Below are 19,809 nucleotides of genomic sequence, written 5' to 3'. Positions count from 1 at the left end.
GCTCGCGAAGCCGTTCATTTCAGCCAGCCAGCAATGCGCCCCACCGCCTCTGCGATATCGGAGACAGATCCCGCATAGGAAAAACGCAGGGCACGGTGTCCTTCCAGCGGATCGAAATCCAGTCCCGGTGTCGCGGCGACATCGATTTCCGCCAGCATGCGCTTCGCAAAATCCATGCTGTCATTGGAGTAACGGCTGGTATCGACATAGGCGTAGAAAGCCCCGTCCATGGGCGACGCCAGCGGCAGGCCGAGTTCCGGCAGGCGCGTTGTCAGAAAGTCGCGGTTGGTGCGGTAGCTTTCCTTGTAGACATCCAGCTCCTCTTCCGCGGAAAATGCAGCGGTGGCGGCTAGCTGGGAAAGCTCTGGCGCTGAAATATACAGGCTCTGCGCAAGACATTCGACCGGGCGGATCAGCTTCTCCGGCAGCACCATCCAACCAATGCGCCATCCGGTCATGCAGTAATATTTGGAGAAAGAGTTGATGACGACGGCGTTCTCGCTGATCTCGACGGCGCTCGTCTCTTCACCCACGAATGTCAGGCCGTGGTAGATTTCATCCGAGATGAAGGCGATGTCGCGGCTGTCGCAATAGGCGATCAGACGCTTGAGCGCGTCGCGTCCTGTCACGGTTCCGGTCGGGTTGGCGGGGCTTGCCAGCAGCACGCCCTTCAACTTGCATCCGGCCTTCGTCTCTGCCCGCTCAAGGCTCGCAGGCGTCAGCGTATATCCGGTCTCGGCGGTCACGGGCACCTCGACAACGTTCAGCCCCAGAGCCTTCAGAATATTGCGGTAGGCGGGATAACCGGGTCGCGCGATGGCGACGGCATCGCCCGCATCGAAAAGCGCCAGAAATGCCAGATTGAACGCCGCAGACGAGCCCGTCGTCACAGCAATGCGGGCCGGGTCCACGATTGCGCCGTGGCGCAGCCGGTAGCTGCAGGCGATGGCCTCGCGCAGATCGCGAAGTCCCAGCGCATCCGTGTAACCGACGCGTCCATGCTTTAGCGCCGCCTCGGCCGCTTCGAGAGATGCGCGCGGTGCGGCGTGCGATGGCTGCCCCACCGCCATGGAAATAACGGGCCGCCCCGCCTGTCTGAGACGGTTGGCTTCCGCCAGAATATCCATGGCATGGAAGGGCTCAACCGCGCTGCGCTTCGACAAGGTAATCAAGGGCATGTTCTTTCTTGGAAAACTGTCGGACATTTGCCGTATTATTGCTGTCTTCACAATGACGAGAACGCAACGGGCAGATTTAATCTGCGATATGGCATTTAAATTAAATTACGGTAATTGCGTTGGATAACGGAATCACCATCCAATAACGACCTTAGAGGACCGACATGGCACTTTCGATCAAATCCACTGCTATCGCCAGCCTGACGGCCCTGTCGACACTGTTCGTCTCCCTGCCCGCCCACGCGCTTGATGATCAGCAGAAAAAAGAATTCGGCGCCTTCATCAAGGAATATCTGATCGAAAACCCAGAGATCATGCTGGAGGTTCAGGAAGCTCTTGAGCGCAAGCAATACGATTCGCGCAACGCCAAGGCCGCAGAAGCCGTTGCTGAAAACCAGAAGGCTTTGTTCGAATCCAAATATGACTTGTCGCTCGGCAATCCCAATGGTGATGTGACGCTGGTCGAGTTCTTCGATTACAATTGCGGCTATTGCAAACGCGCCATGAGCGATGTCGATACCATCCTCAAGACCGACAAGAAGGTTCGCTTCGTGCTGAAGGAATTCCCAATTCTGGGACCGGAATCACTGGAAGCGCACAAGGTTTCCAACGCCTTCAAACTCATCGCACCGGAAAAATACCCCGAATTTCAGCGCACCCTGCTGGGCAGCACGGGTCGCGCCAATGAGGCCAGCGCCATCGAAGTCGCAGAATCGCTGGGCGTGAAGGAAGCCGACATCCGCAAGTCCATGGCCGCCAATCCCAACGATGCGCAGGTCAAGGAAGCCTACCAGCTCGCCACCAGCCTCGGTATAACCGGAACACCTTCCTACGTCATCGGCAACGAAGCCATCTTCGGCGCAGTCGGGGCCACTCCCCTGAAGGAAAAAATCGCGAATATGCGCACTTGTGGCAAGGCAACCTGCTCTTGAGCATTGTGGGGCGAAAGCCCCACCTTCCGTCAGGCCGAATCAGGCCTCAACGATAACCCGTTATCGAGTATGAACCCGCGTACCCGCTTGCAGCCGGTGCCTTGGCCTGAGCCGGGTGAAACAACGCGGTCGCAACGATCAAACAAGCGAAAAAGCATTTCATTTTCAACGCTCCCCAGCGCATATCGGCCAGTGGCCTCCCTGGACATATGTATAACGCATGAGTTGCATCCATCCGCTTAAGGAACGCAGTAAGCCGGGTCTTGTCGGCAAGCGTAAGAGTTGATGGATGTGGGTAGGGAGTTGTTAAGGGTGAATGACCAGACCTCATCGAGGAGAGAACGTGTCTCGTAATTTAATTCTATTGGCCGCATGCCTCAGTATCAGCGGTTGTGGACTAACGAAGGTCCCAGAATTTGTTCACAATAGCGATGTTGGCAGGTTAGATGCCGTGGGCTCTACCCTTGAAGCCAGCAGGGTCATGGCCACGCGAAATGGATTTAAGTGCAACCAAACCATAGATCGAAACCGCACGGTGGTTTCGGGCGACAATATCCAACGAAAAACGGATATTCTGGAATGTCACAAGACATCCCTTGATCTGGTTTGCCCACAACGACGATACGTCGTTTTCAATGCCGACGTGCGCAGCGGAAAGGTTTACACCGTTGGCAAGCGAATAACCCAACATTCCTGTTTCTGAAGAAGGATGGGTTGAGCCAGAATGTGCAGGGCTTTAGCCGTTGACGCGATCCAGAAAACTATCAACGGATCAAGCAGCTAACAGCCCGCCAAAATCCATTCCAACGCTGATTTACTGGGAAGCTGCGGGTGTCGCGACAGGCTTCTGCTGTTCGGACAAGGCACGCAGTTCTGCAACCTTGCGCTTGTATTCAGATTCTGAAATCTGACCCTTGCGGCGTGCGGCACCCAGCCGGGTCATGGTCGTTTCCATGGTACCGGCTTCTTCGTTTTCCATCTGCGGCAGAGCGGCCGTCATCGGCTTTGCGAAAGTCGGATAGGTGCCCGTATCGCGCTTTTGGGAGACGGGAGATGCGTCGACCCGCTGCGGACCAACCACCTGCGCCGTGGGGCGCGGCATGTTTTCCGGGGCGACCACCGGCGGCAGGGTTCTGCAGGAAACAACCAGCGGCAAAAGAAGGCCACAAACGGACAGCACGGTTGCCGCTCTTACGCTATCCATATGCTTGCCCATCTCGATGTCCCGCCTATACGAATTATTCAAATGCCGGACGCCATTTCGCTGGCGTCTGTGTTGCTGGAACTTGTATTCGTTTTCATGCAGAATGTGCAAACACAAAAATGCACCGGAGGACAATGGATGAAGGGTACGAGAGGTGGGGTTGACGACAGGGAGGAAAAGCCTGCGGGCTTCGATCCTAAATCTGCCGACGCCTATATCGTGCGCGATCCCCAGGCCTTTGCCATGAACGTGGCAAGAGCACTGGAAAATCTAGGCAAGGCAGCCTCCGAATGGCTTGCGCCGCGCGAGCGCGGCGACATTCCGCAATCCACCGCCAGCCCCACCAGCGATCTGTTTAAGACACTGTCCGATGTCGCGGAATACTGGATGGCGGAGCCGCAGCGCTCCGTGGAGGCGCAAACACATCTGCTCTCGAGCTATTTCGACATCTGGCAGAAGTCAATGTCGGAGCTTTCCGGCGAGCCTTCCGCCGCACGGGAGAACGCCGACACCGGGCGCAAGGACAAGCGCTTTGCCGATGCCGACTGGCAGGAAAACCCGTTTTTCGATTTCTTGCAAAAAGTCTACTTCGCCACCGCAAGCTGGGCGGACAGGATGGTGAACGAGGCCGAAGGTCTGGACGAGCATACGCGCCAGAAAGCCCGGTTCTATATGCGCCAAGTGACGGAAGCGATTTCGCCCACCAATTTCGCCTTCACCAATCCGCAGGTCTTTCGCGAGACGGTGGCGACCAGCGGTGCAAACCTCGTCAAGGGCATGGCTCAACTGGCCGAGGACATGGCGGCGGGCAATGGCAACATCAAGCTGCGCCAGACCGATTACAGCAAATTCGTCATCGGTCAGAATGTGGCCGTCACACCCGGCAAGGTCATCGCCAGAAGCGACCTGTGCGAAATCATTCAATACGCACCCTCCACCGAAAAGGTGTTGAAACGGCCCCTGCTGATCATCCCGCCTTGGATCAATAAGTTTTACATTCTCGACCTCAATGCTCGCAAATCCTACGTCAAATGGTGCGTTGACCAGGGCCACACGGTTTTCATGATCTCCTGGGTCAATCCCGATGCGCGCCATGCTGAGAAAAATTGGGAAAGCTACACCCGTGAAGGGATAGATTTCGCACTCGACGCCATCGAACAGGCGACCGGTGAAAAGAAGATCAACGCCGTGGGTTACTGCATCGGCGGCACGCTGCTGGCCTCCACGCTGGCGCTGCATGCGCAGGAAAAGAACAAGCGCATCCGTTCCGCCACGCTGCTTGCCGCCCAGACGGATTTCACCCATGCGGGCGACCTGAAAGTGTTCATAGATGAACAGCAGTTGGCAGCGCTCGATGCGCATATGAAGGCCGTCGGCTATCTCGATGGTGCTGTCATGGCCAGCGTGTTCAACATGCTGCGCGCATCCGACCTGATCTGGCCCTATGTCGTGGACAATTACCTGCGCGGCGCGCAGCCGCCACCCTTCGACCTGCTCTACTGGAATTCCGATTCGACCCGCGTGGCTGCGGCCAACCACTCGTTTTACCTGCGCAATTGCTATCTGGAAAACAATCTGGCCGAGGGGCGCATGCAGGTGGCGGGCAAGCTGCTCGATCTCAAGGACATCACCATTCCCGTTTTCGATCTCGCCACGCGCGAAGATCACATTGCCCCTGCCAAGTCGGTTTTCACGGGTGCTGCCCTCTTCGGAGGGCCGGTGGACTTCGTTCTTAGCGCGTCCGGCCACATCGCGGGCGTGGTCAACCCGCCGGAGATGGACAAGTATCAATACTGGACAGGCACATCACCGGAGGGTGACTTCGAAACGTGGCAGCAGACGGCGAGAGCTCAAAAGGGATCGTGGTGGCCGCACTGGCAGCGGTGGATTACCAACCAAGACAGCCGAAAAGTGGATGCCCGCCTGCCCGGCGGCGACGCGCTGACGCCGCTTTGCGATGCGCCGGGCACCTATGTGCTTGAATAAACCATTGCCCGGCACGACACTGCGCCATGCAGTTTGATTCCCCGCTCATCCCCGCCACGCTCGTGTCCCGCTACAAGCGTTTTCTGTTCGATGCGGTGCTGGAGGACGGCACGGCCGTGACGGGTTTTTGCCCCAACACCGGCTCGATGCGCGGACTGACCACGCCGGGTTCCCGCATCTGGCTTTCCCAGCATGACAGCCCTACCCGCAAATACCGCCATATGCTGGAACTGGTGGAAGCGGATGGAACGGTGGTGGGCATCAACACCGGCATGCCCAACCGGCTGGCTGAGGAAGCCATCACCCACGGTCGAATACCGCAACTCACCGACTACACAGGTCTGAAGCGAGAGCAGAAATACGGCATCAATTCGCGCATCGATTTTCTGCTCTCTGCACCCGGCAGGCCTGATGCCTATGTGGAGGTGAAGAATGTGCATTTCACCCGCGCAAAAGGTCTGGCGGAATTTCCCGACAGCCCGACCAAACGCGGCGCAAAACATCTGGATGAATTGGGCGATGCGGCTGAGGCCGGTTACCGGGCGGTGATGCTCTACCTCATCCAGCGCATCGATTGCCAGCGGTTGCGCATCTGCGACGACCTTGATCCGGTCTATTTTGCGGCATTTCAGCGTGCGATGCTTCGTGGCGTGGAGGCTTACGCCATCAAATGTCACATCTCCTCACTGGAAATTAGCGCAAACGAGATGGTTGCAATGGACGACTGGCACCCTGCTGCATTATGAAACAAAGCATAAAGCACAGAAGGCGGTACAATGGTTACTTACATCGACGCGGCAACGGCCCCCATGAAGAATACGGGCGTGATCCGCCTGTATAACCAGGAAGACTTTGCGGGCATGCACAAGGCGAGCCAGTTGACGGCGCGCTGCCTGGATGCGCTGGCCGATATCGTCAAGCCCGGCGTGACGACCAATGCCATCGACCGTTTCGTGTTCGAATTCGGCATGGACAATAACGCCCTGCCCGCCACGCTGAATTATCGCGGCTACACCAAATCCGTCTGCACCTCCATCAACCACGTCGTGTGTCATGGCATTCCCGATGACAAGCCGTTGCGTGAGGGCGATATCGTCAACATAGACGTCACCTATGTGCTGGATGGCTGGTATGGCGATTCGAGCCGAATGTATCCGGTGGGTCAGATAAAGCGTGCGTCCGAGCGGCTGCTGGAAGTGACTTATGAATGCCTGATGCGCGGCATTGCGGCAGTGCGCCCGGGTGCTCGCACCGGCGCCATCGGCGCTGCCATTCAGGCCTATGCGGAATCCGAGCGCTGCTCCGTGGTCACGGATTTCTGCGGCCACGGCGTGGGCCGTCTGTTTCACGATACGCCCAACATCCTGCACTATGGCAAGGAAAGCGATGGGCCGGAAATTCGCGAAGGCATGATTTTCACCATCGAGCCGATGATCAATCTGGGCAAGCCGCATGTGAAGGTTCTGTCCGACGGCTGGACGGCGGTGACCCGCGACCGTTCTCTGTCTGCGCAGTATGAGCATGCGGTGGGCGTGACGGCGACGGGATGTGAAATTTTCACGCTTTCGCCCGGTGGCCTGCACCGCCCCGGTCTGCCACCGCTGTAACGAAAACCACGCGAGACGATGCCGATGGCCAAACGCCCCGCCGACCAGAAAACATTGTTCAGCGCCAAGGATGGCGGCAGCGACGGCCTTGCCGAAGCACCTGATGAGCGCGGCTTTTTCGCAGAACAACGACAGGCGCCCCGCAAGATGAAAGCGGAGCCGACCCCTGCGCCGGACAGCGACGCGGCGCATTATCTCGGCCATCGCGAGCGGCTTCGCGCCAAATACCGCGACAATGGTGACGCAGCGCTTGCCGATTACGAATTGCTGGAGCTTCTGCTGTTCCGGCTCATTCCAAGACGGGATACGAAACCGATTGCCAAGGCGCTGATCGCGCGGTTCGGCACCTTCGGTGGGGTCATGGGCGCTCCCATCGCCCTGTTGCAAGAGGTCAAGGGCGTCGGCGAAGCGGTCGCACTCGATCTGAAACTCATCTCGTCCGTTTCCCAGCGCATGCTGAAAAGCGAAATCCGCAACAAGCAGGTGCTGGGCTCATGGTCGTCGGTCATAGATTATTGCCATGCCGTGATGGCCCATGAGGCGCGCGAGCAGTTCCGCATCCTGTTTCTCGACAAGCGCAACGTGCTGATCGCGGATGAGGTGCAGGGCCAAGGCACGGTGGACCACACACCGGTCTATCCGCGTGAAGTGGTGCGCCGCGCGCTAGAGCTTTCTTCAACCGCCATCATTCTCGTCCACAACCATCCAAGCGGCGACCCGACACCGTCCCGCGCGGATATCGAGATGACGAAGACCATCATAGACACCGCCAAACCGCTGGGAATCGCCGTGCACGATCACATCATCATCGGCAAGGATGGGCATGTCAGCTTTAAGGGTCTGCGGCTGATCTAGGTTTTATGCACCCAGCCGTCCCGTTGTGCGCATTTGGCACAACCGTGAATTAATAAAAAATCAATCTCTATATTTTAGCCTATTCGAAAATAATAATACTTCGGATCAGGGGTGCGCCATGAAACAGGTGGCAGGAATTCTCCGTAATCGTTCTGGCTCCGCTGCGGTGGAGTTTGCCATCGTCGCCCCGGTCTTCATCCTCGTGCTTTTAACGATGATCGCCTACGGCATCTACCTGACGGCGGCCTATGCCGTGCAGCAGGTGGCTGCAGATGCGGCCCGCACGGCAGTCGCCGGGATCAACAAAACCGAGCGGGAAACCCTGGCGAAGGACTTCGTCGATCGGACAGCGCTGAACTACATCTTCCTCGACAAGAGAAATGTGAACGTCAGCGTCGGTAGCGACCCCGGTAACGTCAACCAGTTTACCGTGACAGTCGAATATGACGCGACTGGACTGCCGATCTGGAGCCTCTACAGCTTCGCGCTTCCCGACAAGACCATCAGACGTTTCTCGACCATTCGCATCGGGGGGATTTGAGATGCAGAATTCCGTTTCGAAAGTCGCCAGAATGCTGCGCGACCGCTCCGGCAACGTCGCTATCATGGCTGGCATCACCGCACCTCTGATGATGGGTGTACTGGCATTGGGTGTCGATTATGGCTCGCTGACCGTGCAAAAGCGCCAGTTGCAGAACACAGCAGATCTTGCCGCCATATCGGCAGCCTCTGCCAGCAATGTGGAGCGCGCGGTCTTTCAGTATTTCCAGCTTAACAACAAGAACATCGGTGTGAAGACGGCGTCCGGCATCTTGACGGATACGGGCACCACCCCCTTCGACCCCAACACCGCATTCTCCAGCCGCGATGGCTATGCCGAGGTGATCAAGGGTCGCTACGTCCCGGATGCCAATGTGGGCATCGGCAAACGCTTCGTGGAAAACGCGACGCCCTCCAATGCGGTGAAGGTCAATATCTACGAAAAGGGCCAGATCTATTTCGCGAGCACCTTTACCACCGCTCCGACGATTTCCGCCGTCGGCACGGCAGCGGCCCAGCGCCTCGCCGCGGTCTCCGTTGGATCACGTGTCGCCAGCCTCAACAACGGCTTGCTGAACAATCTTCTGGGCGGCCTGCTGGGCACGACCATCTCGCTCAATCTGGTGGATTATCAGGCGCTGGTCGCCGCCGATGTGAACGCCCTGAAAATCATCGATGCGCTGGCACTCGATCTCAACCTCACGGCTGGGACCTATCGCGATGTGTTGAAAACAGAGATTACCTACGGCAAATTTGTCAGCGCGCTGCTGAAGGTCACCGGCACACGACCAACGGTCACGGCTGCGCTAAAATCGCTGGAAAAGGCTCTCAACAAAAGCACGGTCAAGCTGCGGCTGGAACAGGTACTGGCGCTGGAACCCATTCTCGATAAACAGATCGGCAATGCCGAGAACCTAAATGTCCAGGCAGGCATCTTCGATCTCATCACGGCTGCGGCGACAGCGGCAAATGGCGGCAAGCAGCTGTCTCTCGACGCCGGTGTCACCGTGCCGGGACTTGCCTCGACCAAAATCACCCTTGCCATCGGCGAACCACCCGTCGGCACACCGTCGCTGGCGCTCGGCTCAACCGGCAGCATCGTCAGAACGTCGCAGACGCGTCTTTCCATCGATACGAAGGTAGACGGTCTGAAAGCCCTGCTCGGCCTCTCCGTCAACGTTCCCCTCTATGTGGAAGTAGCCAATGCCGAGGCCAAACTCACCGACATCAGGTGCTCGGCAAACGGCACAGCGGCAGTGGATGTGGACGTGGTGCCGGGGATCGCCGAGATATCGCTTGGTAATGTCGATACCACCGCCTTCAACAATTTCGGGCGTGACCCTCGCGTGACCAAGGCCGCAATCGTCGATGCACTGGTGCTCAAGATCAACGGCATGGCCCATGTCGATGCCGCCAACATGACGAAGACGAAGCTGACCTTCCAGCAATCCGACATCACCCAGGCGACGGTGAAAAGCGTGTCCACAAAGGACGCAACGACATCCCTGGTGAAATCGCTGCTGAAAAACCTCGACGTCGATATCAACGTCCTGTTCCTCACCATCGGCTCTCCGACGGTTGTTCAGGCTGCTCTCGCCGAAACACTTTCGGTCGCCACGGTGCCGATCGACGCCTTGCTCTACAACACGCTGATGCTGCTCGGCATCAAGATCGGTGAAGCCGATGTACGCGTCACCGATGCCCGTTGCGCCCACCCGGCGCTGGTGCAGTGAAGACATGACAACAACAAAAAAGCCGCCGGGTCACCCCGGCGGCTTTCGCATGTCTCTCAGACCCGATCAGCCGTTGACGACGGCCAGACGCTTCTCGTCGCGACCGGTCTTCATGCGTTCGGACAGCAGAAACGCAAGTTCCAGCGCCTGGTCCGCATTGAGGCGTGGGTCGCAGTGAGTGTGGTAACGATCGGACAGCGAGTCGGCTGTCACGGTGCGCGCACCGCCGGTGCATTCCGTCACGTCCTTGCCGGTCATTTCGATGTGGATGCCGCCCGGATGCGTGCCTTCGGCGCGGTGGATCTGGAAGAAGCTTTCGACTTCCGACAGAATGCGCTCGAACGGACGCGTCTTGTAATGGTTGAGCGTGATCGTGTTGCCATGCATCGGATCGCAGGACCACACGACCTTGCGGCCTTCCTTCTGAACCGCACGGATCAGCTTCGGCAGGCTTTCGGCAACCTTGTCGTGCCCGAAGCGGCAGATCAGCGTCAGGCGACCGGCTTCGTTGGCCGGGTTAAGCGCATCGATCAACTCGATCAGATTGTCGGGCTGCAAGGACGGGCCGCACTTCAAACCAATCGGGTTCTTGATGCCACGGAAATATTCCACATGGGCATGGTCCAACTGACGCGTACGGTCGCCGATCCACAGCATGTGGCCCGAGGTGGCGTACCAGTCACCGGAGGTGGAGTCGATGCGGGTCAGCGCTTCTTCATAGCCCAAAAGCAGCGCTTCGTGACTGGTGAAGAAGTCCGTTTCGCGCAGGCTTGGCTGGTTTTCCGCCGTAATGCCGATAGCCTTCATGAAGTCCATCGTTTCAGAGATGCGGTTGGCCAGCTTGCGGTAACGATCAGCCTGCGGGCTATCCTTCACGAAGCCGAGCATCCACTGGTGCACGTTTTCAAGGTTGGCATAGCCACCCATGGCAAAGGCGCGCAGCAGGTTCAGCGTCGCCGCCGACTGGCGGTAAGCGTCGAGCTGACGCTCCGGGTTGGGAATGCGTGCACCCTCGTTGAACTCGATACCGTTGATGATGTCACCACGGTAGGATGGCAGCTCTACACCGTTCTGCGACTCGATGTTCGAGGAACGCGGCTTGGCAAACTGACCGGCGATGCGGCCAACCTTCACGACAGGAAGCTGCGCGCCATAGGTCAGAACGACGGCCATTTGCAGGAAGGCACGGAAGAAGTCGCGAATATTGTCGGCGCCATGTTCCAGAAAGCTTTCTGCGCAATCGCCACCCTGTAGCAGGAAGGCTTCGCCTTCCGCCACATTGGCAAGCTGCTTCTTCAAGCGGCGCGCTTCACCGGCAAACACCAGCGGCGGATAGGTCGCCAGCGTCGCTTCCGTGGCCGCCAGAGCAGCCATATCTGGGTATTCTGGAACCTGCTGGACCGGCTTGTGTCTCCAGCTACCGGGTGTCCAATTCTGTGCCATGTTTTTCACCTGGTTTCCACGCCAACTCCGTCTTGAGCGGCGATCTCGAAAGTTGCGCGGCTTATAGCTTCAAGGACAGGCTTTGCAAAGCCGATCCTTATGGAGCCTAAGCGTTTCAGCCGTTTTTGTGCCGATAAAGCGAAGAAAAGAGAATCTAAACGATTTAATTTCTTCGCCACTATAATCGCAATTACACCCGCTGACCGTTTTTAATGCGGTAGCTTGGCGTATACATGGTCACCAGCTCTTCCGCAGCGGTCGGGTGGACGGCCATGGTGGCATCGAAATCGTCCTTGGTGCATCCGGCCTTCAGCGTGATACCCAGAAGCTGCGCCATTTCACCGGCCTCATGACCAAGAATATGCGCGCCGACGACCTTGCGATCTGCGGCGTTGACGATCAGCTTCATGATGGTCTTTTCCGTACGACCGGAAAGCGTTGCCTTCATCGGGCGGAACTGTGCGCGGTAGACCTCGATCTCCTCGAACTTGCCAGCGGCCTCCTCTTCGGAAATACCGACCGTGCCGATTTCCGGCTGGGAGAAAACCGCCGTTGCGATCAGGTGATGATCCGGCTTCGTCGGATTGTTCTTGAACTCGGTTTCGATGAAGCACATGGCTTCATGAATGGCGACTGGCGTCAACTGTACCCGGTCGGTGACATCACCCAGCGCAAAGATACCCGGCACATTCGTGCGGGAGTAACCATCGACAATGATGGCGCCCTTTTCGTTGACCGCCACACCGGCATTTTCCAGACCGAGGCCTTGCGTGTTGGGATCGCGGCCCAGCGCCAGCATCACCAGCCCGACATGCAGCGACTCGCCCTGCTTGGTGCGCGCCACAAAGCCGTCGTCGCCGTCCTTGCTGATCTCATGGATCACGTCTTCCAGAATGATGCGGATGCCTTTTTCGGTCATCGCCGCATGCAGGCCTTCGCGCATATCGTTGTCGAAGCCATTCAGAATTTGCTTGCCGCGATAGATCAGCGTCGTTTCCACGCCAAGACCATGGAAGATATTGGCAAACTCCACCGCGATATAACCGCCGCCCGCAATCAGAATGGATTTCGGCAAGGCATCCAGATGAAACGCGTCATTGGACGAAATCGCCAATTCATAGCCGGGTAAGGACACATGCGGGTTGGGCGTGCCACCCACCGCAATCACGATGCGCTCCGCCGTTACCGCCTGTCCTGACTTCGTCAGCTTTACGGTGTGAGCATCCACCAGTTCGGCGCGGCTGTCGAAAATGTCGGCCTTGGCGTTCTCTAGACCCTTGCGATAAAGGCCCTCGAGGCGATCGATTTCCTTGTCCTTTGCCGCAATCAGCTTTTTCCAGTCGAAGGTGCTCTCGCCCACCGTCCAGCCGTAGCCCGCGGCATCTTCGAAATGCTCCTGATATTGCGAGGCGTAGACGAACAGCTTCTTCGGCACGCAACCTCTTATGACGCAGGTTCCGCCATAGCGGTACTCTTCCGCAATGCCGACACGCCTGCCCAGCGACGCTGCCACACGGGCGCTGCGCACACCGCCGGAGCCGCCGCCGATAACGAAAAGGTCGTAGTCATAAGTTGTCATGGAAGAGCCTCTGATAGGAAGGACGGTCGCAGCCATCCCTGATGCACTCATATAGGTGGCGCACCCCATAAATGAAAAGCCCGGACTGTTATCCGGGCTTTGAAAAATTCTGAATCTCGCTCAGAAGATTAAGGCTTGGGCTTAGCCGCTGGTGCAGCAGTGGCCGGCGCTGCTGCGCCCGGTGCACCACCGGTGTTGGCGCTGTTTGCAGGCAGTGGCTGCAGGTCTGCACCGGCAACCTTCTGCAGTTCCGTCATGCTGGATGTGTTGAGGTCACGGTTGATGCCAGCCGCCCAGATATCGGCAGCCTTCATCAGTTCGCGCGTGGCGATCGGTCCGTCCTTCAACAGTTTCTTGCCAGCTTCGCTGCCGTAAAACGTGGAGATGGCCTTCAGCTCGTCAAGCGAGAATGCGCGCGCATAGGTGAGCGCGGCTTCACGTTCCAGATCGGCGCGGCGCGGTGCGAGTTCCAGCGCCTTGGTATCGACCGTCTCGGTGATGGCGTCCTGCACGTTTGGCGAAGCCTGAATAAGCTCGGCCTTCAGTCGCTCTGCAAGACCCGGCAGAATGTCGTCAAAACGGTCGGTAACGCCGAGAGTGCCAATAGCCTGCTTTGCAGCGGCAATATGCTCTTCCGTGATTTCCTGTGCGCGAACGGCAGTGCCGAAGATGACGCCTGAAATGAGGATAGAAGCAGCGGCAGCGTTGCCCAGTCCCGCAAGTTTGATCATGAAATCTCTCGCTCCTGTTATATTTTCGCCTGCATTACGCGGGCGCCATCCGGCCCGGCGATAATAGCAAGCGATGCCAGATTAATGAAAAGTCCGTGCTCGACAACACCTGGTATGGTGTTCAGCTCGCGTGCCAGTGCTTCTGCATCAGGAATACGGCCAAAAGATGCGTCGAAAATGAGGTGTCCGCCGTCGGTTTTGAAGGGTCCGTCCTCCAACGCGCGCAGCTTCAATTCGCCCGAAAGACCAAGCCTGGACGCCAGTTTTTCAATGGCGATGCAGGTTGCGACCTGGCCGAAAATATTGATTTCGATGGGAAGTGGAAACGCTCCCAGCGTGTCCACGACCTTGGTCTGATCGGCGATCACGATGACGCGAGATGAGGCCGCAGCCACGATTTTCTCACGTAGCAACGCGCCGCCGCCGCCCTTGATCAAACGCAGGCCGTGATCGACCTCGTCAGCACCATCGATGGTCAGGTCAAGCTCAGGCAGTTCATCCAGCGACTTCAAGGGAACGCCGAGTTCGACGCACAGGCGCGCGGTGCGCTCCGATGTGGGGACGCCCTGAACGTTGAGGCCATTGGAGACTTTTTCCGCCAGAAGCCTGACGAATTCCTCTGCCGTGGAGCCCGTACCAATACCGAGACGCATTCCGTCTTCGACGTAGGACAACGCCGCTTCTGCGGCCTTGATCTTCATTTGGCGGGCATCCATTCGGCTGCAAACTCCGGGTCTGTTTAGACTGTCCACGCCCTGCCCTTTCAAAGGGCCAGAACGTTGGCGTGGTGTTTACACGGGAAGAATAGCAAACGAAAGCCCTTTCAGATCACAACGCATGACGATCCAAAGGTTTCGTTGCAAAAGCCCGCGCCATTGCTTAGCCTTGCCGAAAATAGACAGTTATTCATGAGGCATTCCTTGACTACTCCCCTTGTCATCTTCGATCTCGACGGCACATTGGTCGACACCGCTCCCGACCTCATCGACAGCCTGAATTACGCCATCGCCGCAGCCGGTCTCGCACCCACGACCTACGGTGACCTCAAACACCTCGTCGGTCACGGCGCACGTGTCATGATCAAGCGGGCCTTTGCCCTACGTAACAAAGAGCTTTCCGACGCCGAGCTGGAGCCGCTCTATGAGCGCTTCCTATCCTATTATCTTGAAAAAATGCCCGGACAGAGCGTGCCCTACCCTGGCATCGTCTCAGCACTCGACAGACTGACCGCAGCGGGTTTCACGCTGGCTGTCTGCACGAACAAGACAACCGCTCTTGCAATTCCGCTGCTGGAGAAACTTGGCCTCAGCCATTACTTCGCCGCGACGACCTGTGGCGACACCTTCGAGTGGCGCAAACCGGACGCCCGCCATATCACCGGCACCATCGAAAAAGCAGGTGGCGATGCTGCAAGTAGCGTGATGGTCGGCGACAGTTTCAACGACATCGCCTCAGCCAAGAACGCCAACATTCCCTCGGTAGGCGTGACCTTCGGCTATACGGATGTGCCGATGGCCGAGCTTGGACCGGATGTGGTGATTGATAGCTATGATGAGTTGGATGCGGCACTGATCGAACAGTTGATAGCCAAGCGGGTCGCTGCGGCCTGATGAGGTTGGAAATACCGCGAACCTCCCGTCCGTCATCCTAGGGCTTGTCCCTAGGATCTAACGAACCCCAACATTCAACTTGGTTAGATCCTAGGGACAAGCCCTAGGATGACGCCAGTTATGCAGGGTAAAAGACGAAAAACCGCGCAACAAAAAAGCCGCCCTGAAAGGCGGCTTTTTCAATCTCTGCTACTGGCAGATTAACGCGAGTAGAATTCGACCACGAGGTGCGGTTCCATGACAACTGGGTATGGAACGTCAGACAGAGCCGGTACGCGAGCAAATGTCGCAACCATCTTGTTGTGATCGACTTCGACGTAGTCAGGAACGTCGCGTTCTGCGAGAGCAACAGCTTCGAGAACGGTGACGAGCTGCTTGGACTTCTGGCGAACTTCGATAACGTCGCCGACCTTGCAACGGTAAGAACCGATGTTGACGCGAACGCCGTTAACCGTGACGTGGCCATGGTTTACGAACTGGCGAGCAGCGAAAACGGTCGGAACGAACTTTGCGCGGTACACGATCGCGTCCAGACGGGACTCGAGCAGACCGATCAGGTTCTCGGATGTGTCACCCTTGCGACGGTTCGCTTCGTCGTAAGTTGCGCGGAACTGCTTCTCGCGGATTTCACCGTAGTAGCCCTTGAGCTTCTGCTTGGCGCGCAGCTGCGTGCCGAAGTCGCTCATCTTGCCCTTGCGGCGCTGGCCGTGCTGGCCTGGGCCGTATTCGCGGCGGTTTACTGGGGACTTAGGACGACCCCAGATGTTTTCGCCCATACGGCGGTCAATTTTATACTTGGACGATTCGCGCTTGCTCATCGTATTTCCTTTCAGAACGTTACACCGGTTTGTTGCCAAACCGGATCAAGGAAACACGCCCTCCTCTGAGGTTCTGTTGAGAACCTCTGACAGGTTTCTCACATTTGCGTACGGAGAAGCCACGGGACATGTCAGTGATGTCGATTGCCGAAAGACAACATAGAAGCTGCAAGGCAATCAACAGATAACACCGAGCATTGCGGCCCGGTGTTGTGCGGCTTCTAGGAGGCCTTCATAAAATTGTCAACGAGAAAAAAGTTTGGCGATCCTCTTGAAACAGGATTTCGCCACATTATTTCATCGTCGTGATCAGAACTCGGGCCCCTCTGGCGTATTACCGGACAATACGCGATGTCGAGTTTCTTAAGGTTGGGGCCACGTCTATGTCTATCACACGTTCCCCATCCGTAAAGCCAACCTCGTCCGGCCAAAGGTTGACTGATGGACTTCCTCTTCTCTGATTTTCTCGGCACGCCCACATGGATGTGGGGTGTCTTCATTTCTCTCGTATTAGGCCTGCTCGCTCTCGATCTGGGCGTGCTGCATAAGAACTCCAAGGAAATCGGCATTCGCGAAAGCTTGCTGATGTCAGGTTTCTACATCGTCATCGGCTTGGCATTTGGCGGCTGGATCTGGTACCAGTCCGGCCAGCAATCGGCGATGGAATACGTCACCGGCTTCGTGGTCGAAAAAAGCCTGGCGATGGACAACATCTTCATCATCGCCATGATCTTCTCCTACTTCGCCATTCCCCGCCAGTACCAGCACCGCGTGCTGCTCTGGGGTATTCTGGGCGTGATTGTCCTGCGCGGCATCATGATTGCTGCGGGTGCTGCGATCGTCGATAACTTCCACTGGGTTCTCTATATCTTCGCGGCGTTTCTGGTCTTTACCGGTCTCAAGATGCTGTTTTCGTCAGACCATGATGAAAACGATATCGGCAACAACAAGATATTGAAGTTCTTGCGCCGTCACCTGCCGGTGACCAATGCGCTGCACGGTGAAAAATTCATCGTCAAGGAAGTCGATGCAAAGACCGGCAAGCTGAAGACCTTCGTCACGCCGCTGTTCCTCGCGCTGATTATGGTCGAAATCGCCGACCTTATCTTTGCAGTCGATTCGATCCCCGCGATCTTCGCGATCACGACAGACCCGTTCATCGTCTACACATCGAACATCTTCGCGATCCTTGGCCTGCGTGCCCTCTACTTCGCACTGGCCGCCCTCATCCACCGCTTTGCGTATCTGAAATATGCGCTGGCTGCGGTTCTGGTCTTCGTCGGCTCCAAGATCTTCGTGGCCGACATGCTGGGTATCGCCAAGATCCCGCCTGCCCTGTCGCTGGGCGTAACCGTCGCGATCCTCGTGACAGGCGTTGTCGGCTCGCTACTGGCGACGCGGAATGAAAAGAAGGCGATCGAGTAAGGTTAAACCGAAACGAGATGCTGACACGGGCGCGGTTTTCACCGCGCCCGTTCCATTTTTAGCTGGTCTTGAAGACGCGCGTTGTCAGAACCTGCGTGTTGCCGGTCTGTTGGTTGCTTGTCTGGTCATAACCCGGCGGAACCGTCGCCTTGTAATCATCGGAACCCAAAAACGGGTTATCGAAATAGAAACTGACCGACCCGCCGCTGAAGGAGTAAACGACGGTGCCTTCATCGCCTGTCGCGAGACCGTTGGATTCAGCCGTGAGAGACGCGGTTGCTCCCGCCTTGATCGTCTGAGGCGGGTTGGATGCCCACACACCGTGATTGAGAGTTGAAGATGTCAACGACCAATCGGAATCGGTGGCGTTGGTGATCGTCCAGATGGTGCTACGAGCAGCAGACATAGCTCATTCTCCTCAAATGGTTTCCACTTTTGAACAGCAAGAATGCTTCTCTCTTGCCGCCTCTGGTTGTTCCATCTCAGGCACCGGGAGTCAATTTAAGGTAGTACTATAAATTAATACAATCAAAGATAGCGTTAAGGATTTGCTTGCACCCGTCCCCATGCTGTTCGCATCTGGAGCATCCCTCAGACTAAAATGAGCCTACTCAGCCGCGAACTTCGCGATATCCTCAGCCGCATCAGCATCACCCGGTGCGGTTTTTGCGTCTAGGTCAGGAAACGCCACGATGCGCTTGCCGGAAAAATCCGCGTGGACGACGACAAGTTCCTTCTCCTCGAAATAGCCGAGCAGCATGCGAGCGCGGCGCGCAGAATGCGTGCCATAGGCGCGGGCGATCCGAGCATCTGATGGGCAAGGCTCTTGCGCCAACGCCGCCTTGACCAGCAGAAGGAAAACACCCTGCAAGTCATCCGAGACGTTCTTTGAAAGCTCAAGCGCCGTTTCCCACGACTCGGTGGACGCCATCTCCGTATCCACGCCGGAGCGGGTAATGGCCACTTGGCGGCGAAACTCTGAGAGCGTCATCGGCGTGCCGGGAATGCGGCGCATGCGGGCGCGCACCAGAAACTCTTGATAAAGCACGGCATCGGTCCGATAGGCCGATTGTGGATCGTCCATGATTTCGGTCAGCACCAGCGAAATCTTTTCCGTCCGCTCTTCCGGCGAAAGTTCCGGCTGGCTGCTGCGCTGTGGTTGCTGCGGTTCCGGCCCGCCAATGGCAGGCGTGGAGCGCGACAGCTCCGCCAGAATATCCGTGGTAGGGCGTGGTGCTGGCGGTGCGCGGCGTACGGGAGAGCGCGTGAATTCTTCCGGGTCGGGCGTGAAGATCAGGTCTTCCACATCCTGCGGTGAATCCGGCAACGGCATCAGCTTCGGAGATGACGAACGCGCCGATGTTTCAACTGCACCGATAATGATTGGCAAAGGGCGACGCGACAAGGCTGGACCAAGCGCCACGAAATTGCCGCGCTGAAGATCGCGGAACATTTCCGCCTGACGACGGTCCATGCCCAAGAGATCGGCGGCGCGCGCCATGTCAATATCCAGAAAGGTACGGCCCATCAGGAAGTTGGAGGCTTCGGCGGCCACGTTCTTGGCCAGCTTTGCCAGACGCTGCGTGGCGATAACGCCTGCCAGGCCGCGCTTTCGGCCACGGCACATCAGGTTGGTCATCGCACCCAGTGACATCTTGCGCGCGTCTTCCGTCACCTCACCGGCAACGGATGGCGCAAACATCTGCGCCTCGTCCACGACGACGAGGACGGGATACCAGAACTCGCGGTCGGCATCGAAAAGGCCATTGAGGAAGGCTGCGGCAGCGCGCATCTGCTGCTCGATATCGAGACCTTCCAGCGTGAGAACGCAGGAAACGCGGTGCTGCCTGATGCGGTTGGCGATGCCAGCAAGCTCGCCCTCGGTGCGCTCGCCATCGACAACCACATGGCCGAATTTATCGGCCAGCGTAACGAAATCGCCTTCGGGATCAATGATGACCTGCTGCACCCACGGCGCAGACTGCTCCAGAAGACGGCGCAGGAGATGCGATTTGCCGGAACCAGAATTGCCCTGCACCAGCAAACGTGTGGCAAGCAATTCTTCGATATCGAGCTTGGCCGCCTGCCCGCCCGATAGGGTTCCCATGTCGATACCGACCTGCACTGTGAATGTCCCTGCGACTTAGAATGGATGATGCGCTGGCTCG

The 19,809-nt window shown here is 57.5% G+C and carries 19 protein-coding genes; 9 read left to right on the top strand and 10 right to left on the bottom strand.

Annotated elements, in window-relative coordinates:
• Window positions 1–14: 14 nt before the first annotated feature.
• The gene (locus tag QRN55_RS16010) at window positions 15–1,172 is read right to left on the bottom strand and encodes a pyridoxal phosphate-dependent aminotransferase (RefSeq protein ID WP_284777558.1); all 1,158 of its coding nucleotides are present in this window, start codon (window positions 1,170–1,172) and stop codon (window positions 15–17) included.
• 170 nt (window positions 1,173–1,342) lie between these two features.
• Here QRN55_RS16010 and QRN55_RS16005 point away from each other — a divergent pair, with 170 nt between their 5' ends.
• Window positions 1,343–2,110: a DsbA family protein gene (locus QRN55_RS16005; protein ID WP_233134497.1), complete on the top strand. Its 768-nt coding sequence runs from the start codon at window positions 1,343–1,345 to the stop codon at window positions 2,108–2,110.
• 442 nt (window positions 2,111–2,552) lie between these two features.
• Here the strand turns inward: QRN55_RS16005 and QRN55_RS16000 are convergent, their stop codons facing one another.
• Window positions 2,553–2,801, bottom strand: coding sequence for a hypothetical protein (locus QRN55_RS16000; protein ID WP_233134498.1), 249 nt, complete (start codon window positions 2,799–2,801; stop codon window positions 2,553–2,555).
• Window positions 2,802–2,924: 123 nt separating this feature from the next.
• Window positions 2,925–3,326, bottom strand: coding sequence for a hypothetical protein (locus QRN55_RS15995; RefSeq protein ID WP_284777466.1), 402 nt, complete (start codon window positions 3,324–3,326; stop codon window positions 2,925–2,927).
• Window positions 3,327–3,452: 126 nt separating this feature from the next.
• Between QRN55_RS15995 and QRN55_RS15990 the strand changes: the two genes are divergently transcribed.
• The 6 genes from QRN55_RS15990 (at window position 3,453) to QRN55_RS15965 (ending at window position 10,035) form a co-directional block, all read left to right on the top strand.
• Window positions 3,453–5,300: a PHA/PHB synthase family protein gene (locus tag QRN55_RS15990; protein WP_284777465.1), complete on the top strand. Its 1,848-nt coding sequence runs from the start codon at window positions 3,453–3,455 to the stop codon at window positions 5,298–5,300.
• 26 nt (window positions 5,301–5,326) lie between these two features.
• The gene (gene sfsA, locus QRN55_RS15985; RefSeq protein ID WP_284777464.1) at window positions 5,327–6,046 is read left to right on the top strand and encodes a DNA/RNA nuclease SfsA; all 720 of its coding nucleotides are present in this window, start codon (window positions 5,327–5,329) and stop codon (window positions 6,044–6,046) included.
• A gap of 30 nt (window positions 6,047–6,076) precedes the next feature.
• Window positions 6,077–6,907 carry a type I methionyl aminopeptidase gene (map, locus tag QRN55_RS15980; RefSeq protein WP_111838213.1) on the top strand — a complete coding sequence of 277 codons (831 nt, stop codon included), beginning with the start codon at window positions 6,077–6,079 and terminating at the stop codon, window positions 6,905–6,907.
• A gap of 24 nt (window positions 6,908–6,931) precedes the next feature.
• Window positions 6,932–7,762, top strand: a complete 831-nt coding sequence (gene radC / locus QRN55_RS15975; RefSeq protein WP_284777463.1) for a RadC family protein — start codon at window positions 6,932–6,934, stop codon at window positions 7,760–7,762.
• A gap of 118 nt (window positions 7,763–7,880) precedes the next feature.
• On the top strand, window positions 7,881–8,303 hold the full coding sequence (locus QRN55_RS15970) for a TadE family protein (protein ID WP_111838211.1): 423 nt from the start codon (window positions 7,881–7,883) through the stop codon (window positions 8,301–8,303).
• Between the two features lies 1 nt (window position 8,304).
• Window positions 8,305–10,035, top strand: a complete 1,731-nt coding sequence (locus QRN55_RS15965; RefSeq protein ID WP_284777462.1) for a pilus assembly protein TadG-related protein — start codon at window positions 8,305–8,307, stop codon at window positions 10,033–10,035.
• Window positions 10,036–10,101: 66 nt separating this feature from the next.
• Here the strand turns inward: QRN55_RS15965 and QRN55_RS15960 are convergent, their stop codons facing one another.
• From QRN55_RS15960 to rpiA, 4 genes are all read right to left on the bottom strand, one after another.
• Entirely contained in the window at window positions 10,102–11,478 is a 1,377-nt protein-coding gene (locus QRN55_RS15960; protein WP_284777461.1) for a class II 3-deoxy-7-phosphoheptulonate synthase, read from the bottom strand.
• Window positions 11,479–11,668: 190 nt separating this feature from the next.
• The gene (gor, locus tag QRN55_RS15955) at window positions 11,669–13,057 is read right to left on the bottom strand and encodes a glutathione-disulfide reductase (RefSeq protein ID WP_284777460.1); all 1,389 of its coding nucleotides are present in this window, start codon (window positions 13,055–13,057) and stop codon (window positions 11,669–11,671) included.
• A gap of 128 nt (window positions 13,058–13,185) precedes the next feature.
• The gene (locus QRN55_RS15950) at window positions 13,186–13,788 is read right to left on the bottom strand and encodes a DUF2059 domain-containing protein (protein ID WP_284777459.1); all 603 of its coding nucleotides are present in this window, start codon (window positions 13,786–13,788) and stop codon (window positions 13,186–13,188) included.
• 17 nt (window positions 13,789–13,805) lie between these two features.
• Window positions 13,806–14,504 (bottom strand): ribose-5-phosphate isomerase RpiA, encoded by a 699-nt coding sequence (gene rpiA, locus QRN55_RS15945; protein ID WP_284777458.1) that lies wholly within the window; start codon window positions 14,502–14,504, stop codon window positions 13,806–13,808.
• Between the two features lie 204 nt (window positions 14,505–14,708).
• Here rpiA and gph point away from each other — a divergent pair, with 204 nt between their 5' ends.
• Window positions 14,709–15,398, top strand: a complete 690-nt coding sequence (gph, locus tag QRN55_RS15940) for a phosphoglycolate phosphatase (RefSeq protein WP_502871336.1) — start codon at window positions 14,709–14,711, stop codon at window positions 15,396–15,398.
• A 200-nt stretch (window positions 15,399–15,598) separates the two neighbouring features.
• Here gph and rpsD read toward each other — a convergent pair whose 3' ends face one another.
• Window positions 15,599–16,216, bottom strand: a complete 618-nt coding sequence (rpsD, locus tag QRN55_RS15935) for a 30S ribosomal protein S4 (protein ID WP_062449685.1) — start codon at window positions 16,214–16,216, stop codon at window positions 15,599–15,601.
• A gap of 441 nt (window positions 16,217–16,657) precedes the next feature.
• On the opposite strand from rpsD, the gene QRN55_RS15930 reads away from it, so the two are divergent.
• Entirely contained in the window at window positions 16,658–17,641 is a 984-nt protein-coding gene (locus tag QRN55_RS15930; protein ID WP_284777456.1) for a TerC family protein, read from the top strand.
• 58 nt (window positions 17,642–17,699) lie between these two features.
• Here QRN55_RS15930 and QRN55_RS15925 read toward each other — a convergent pair whose 3' ends face one another.
• A complete protein-coding gene (locus QRN55_RS15925) occupies window positions 17,700–18,047 on the bottom strand; it encodes a hypothetical protein (protein ID WP_233121122.1) in 348 nt (115 codons plus the stop codon).
• A gap of 201 nt (window positions 18,048–18,248) precedes the next feature.
• Window positions 18,249–19,766 carry an ATP-binding protein gene (locus tag QRN55_RS15920; RefSeq protein WP_284777455.1) on the bottom strand — a complete coding sequence of 506 codons (1,518 nt, stop codon included), beginning with the start codon at window positions 19,764–19,766 and terminating at the stop codon, window positions 18,249–18,251.
• Window positions 19,767–19,809: the final 43 nt, after the last annotated feature.

The sequence above is a fragment of the Agrobacterium sp. lyk4-40-TYG-31 genome (genome assembly GCF_030209855.1).
GTDB lineage: Bacteria > Pseudomonadota > Alphaproteobacteria > Rhizobiales > Rhizobiaceae > Agrobacterium > Agrobacterium vaccinii.
This window is presented reverse-complemented; position numbering and strand designations above follow the sequence as displayed.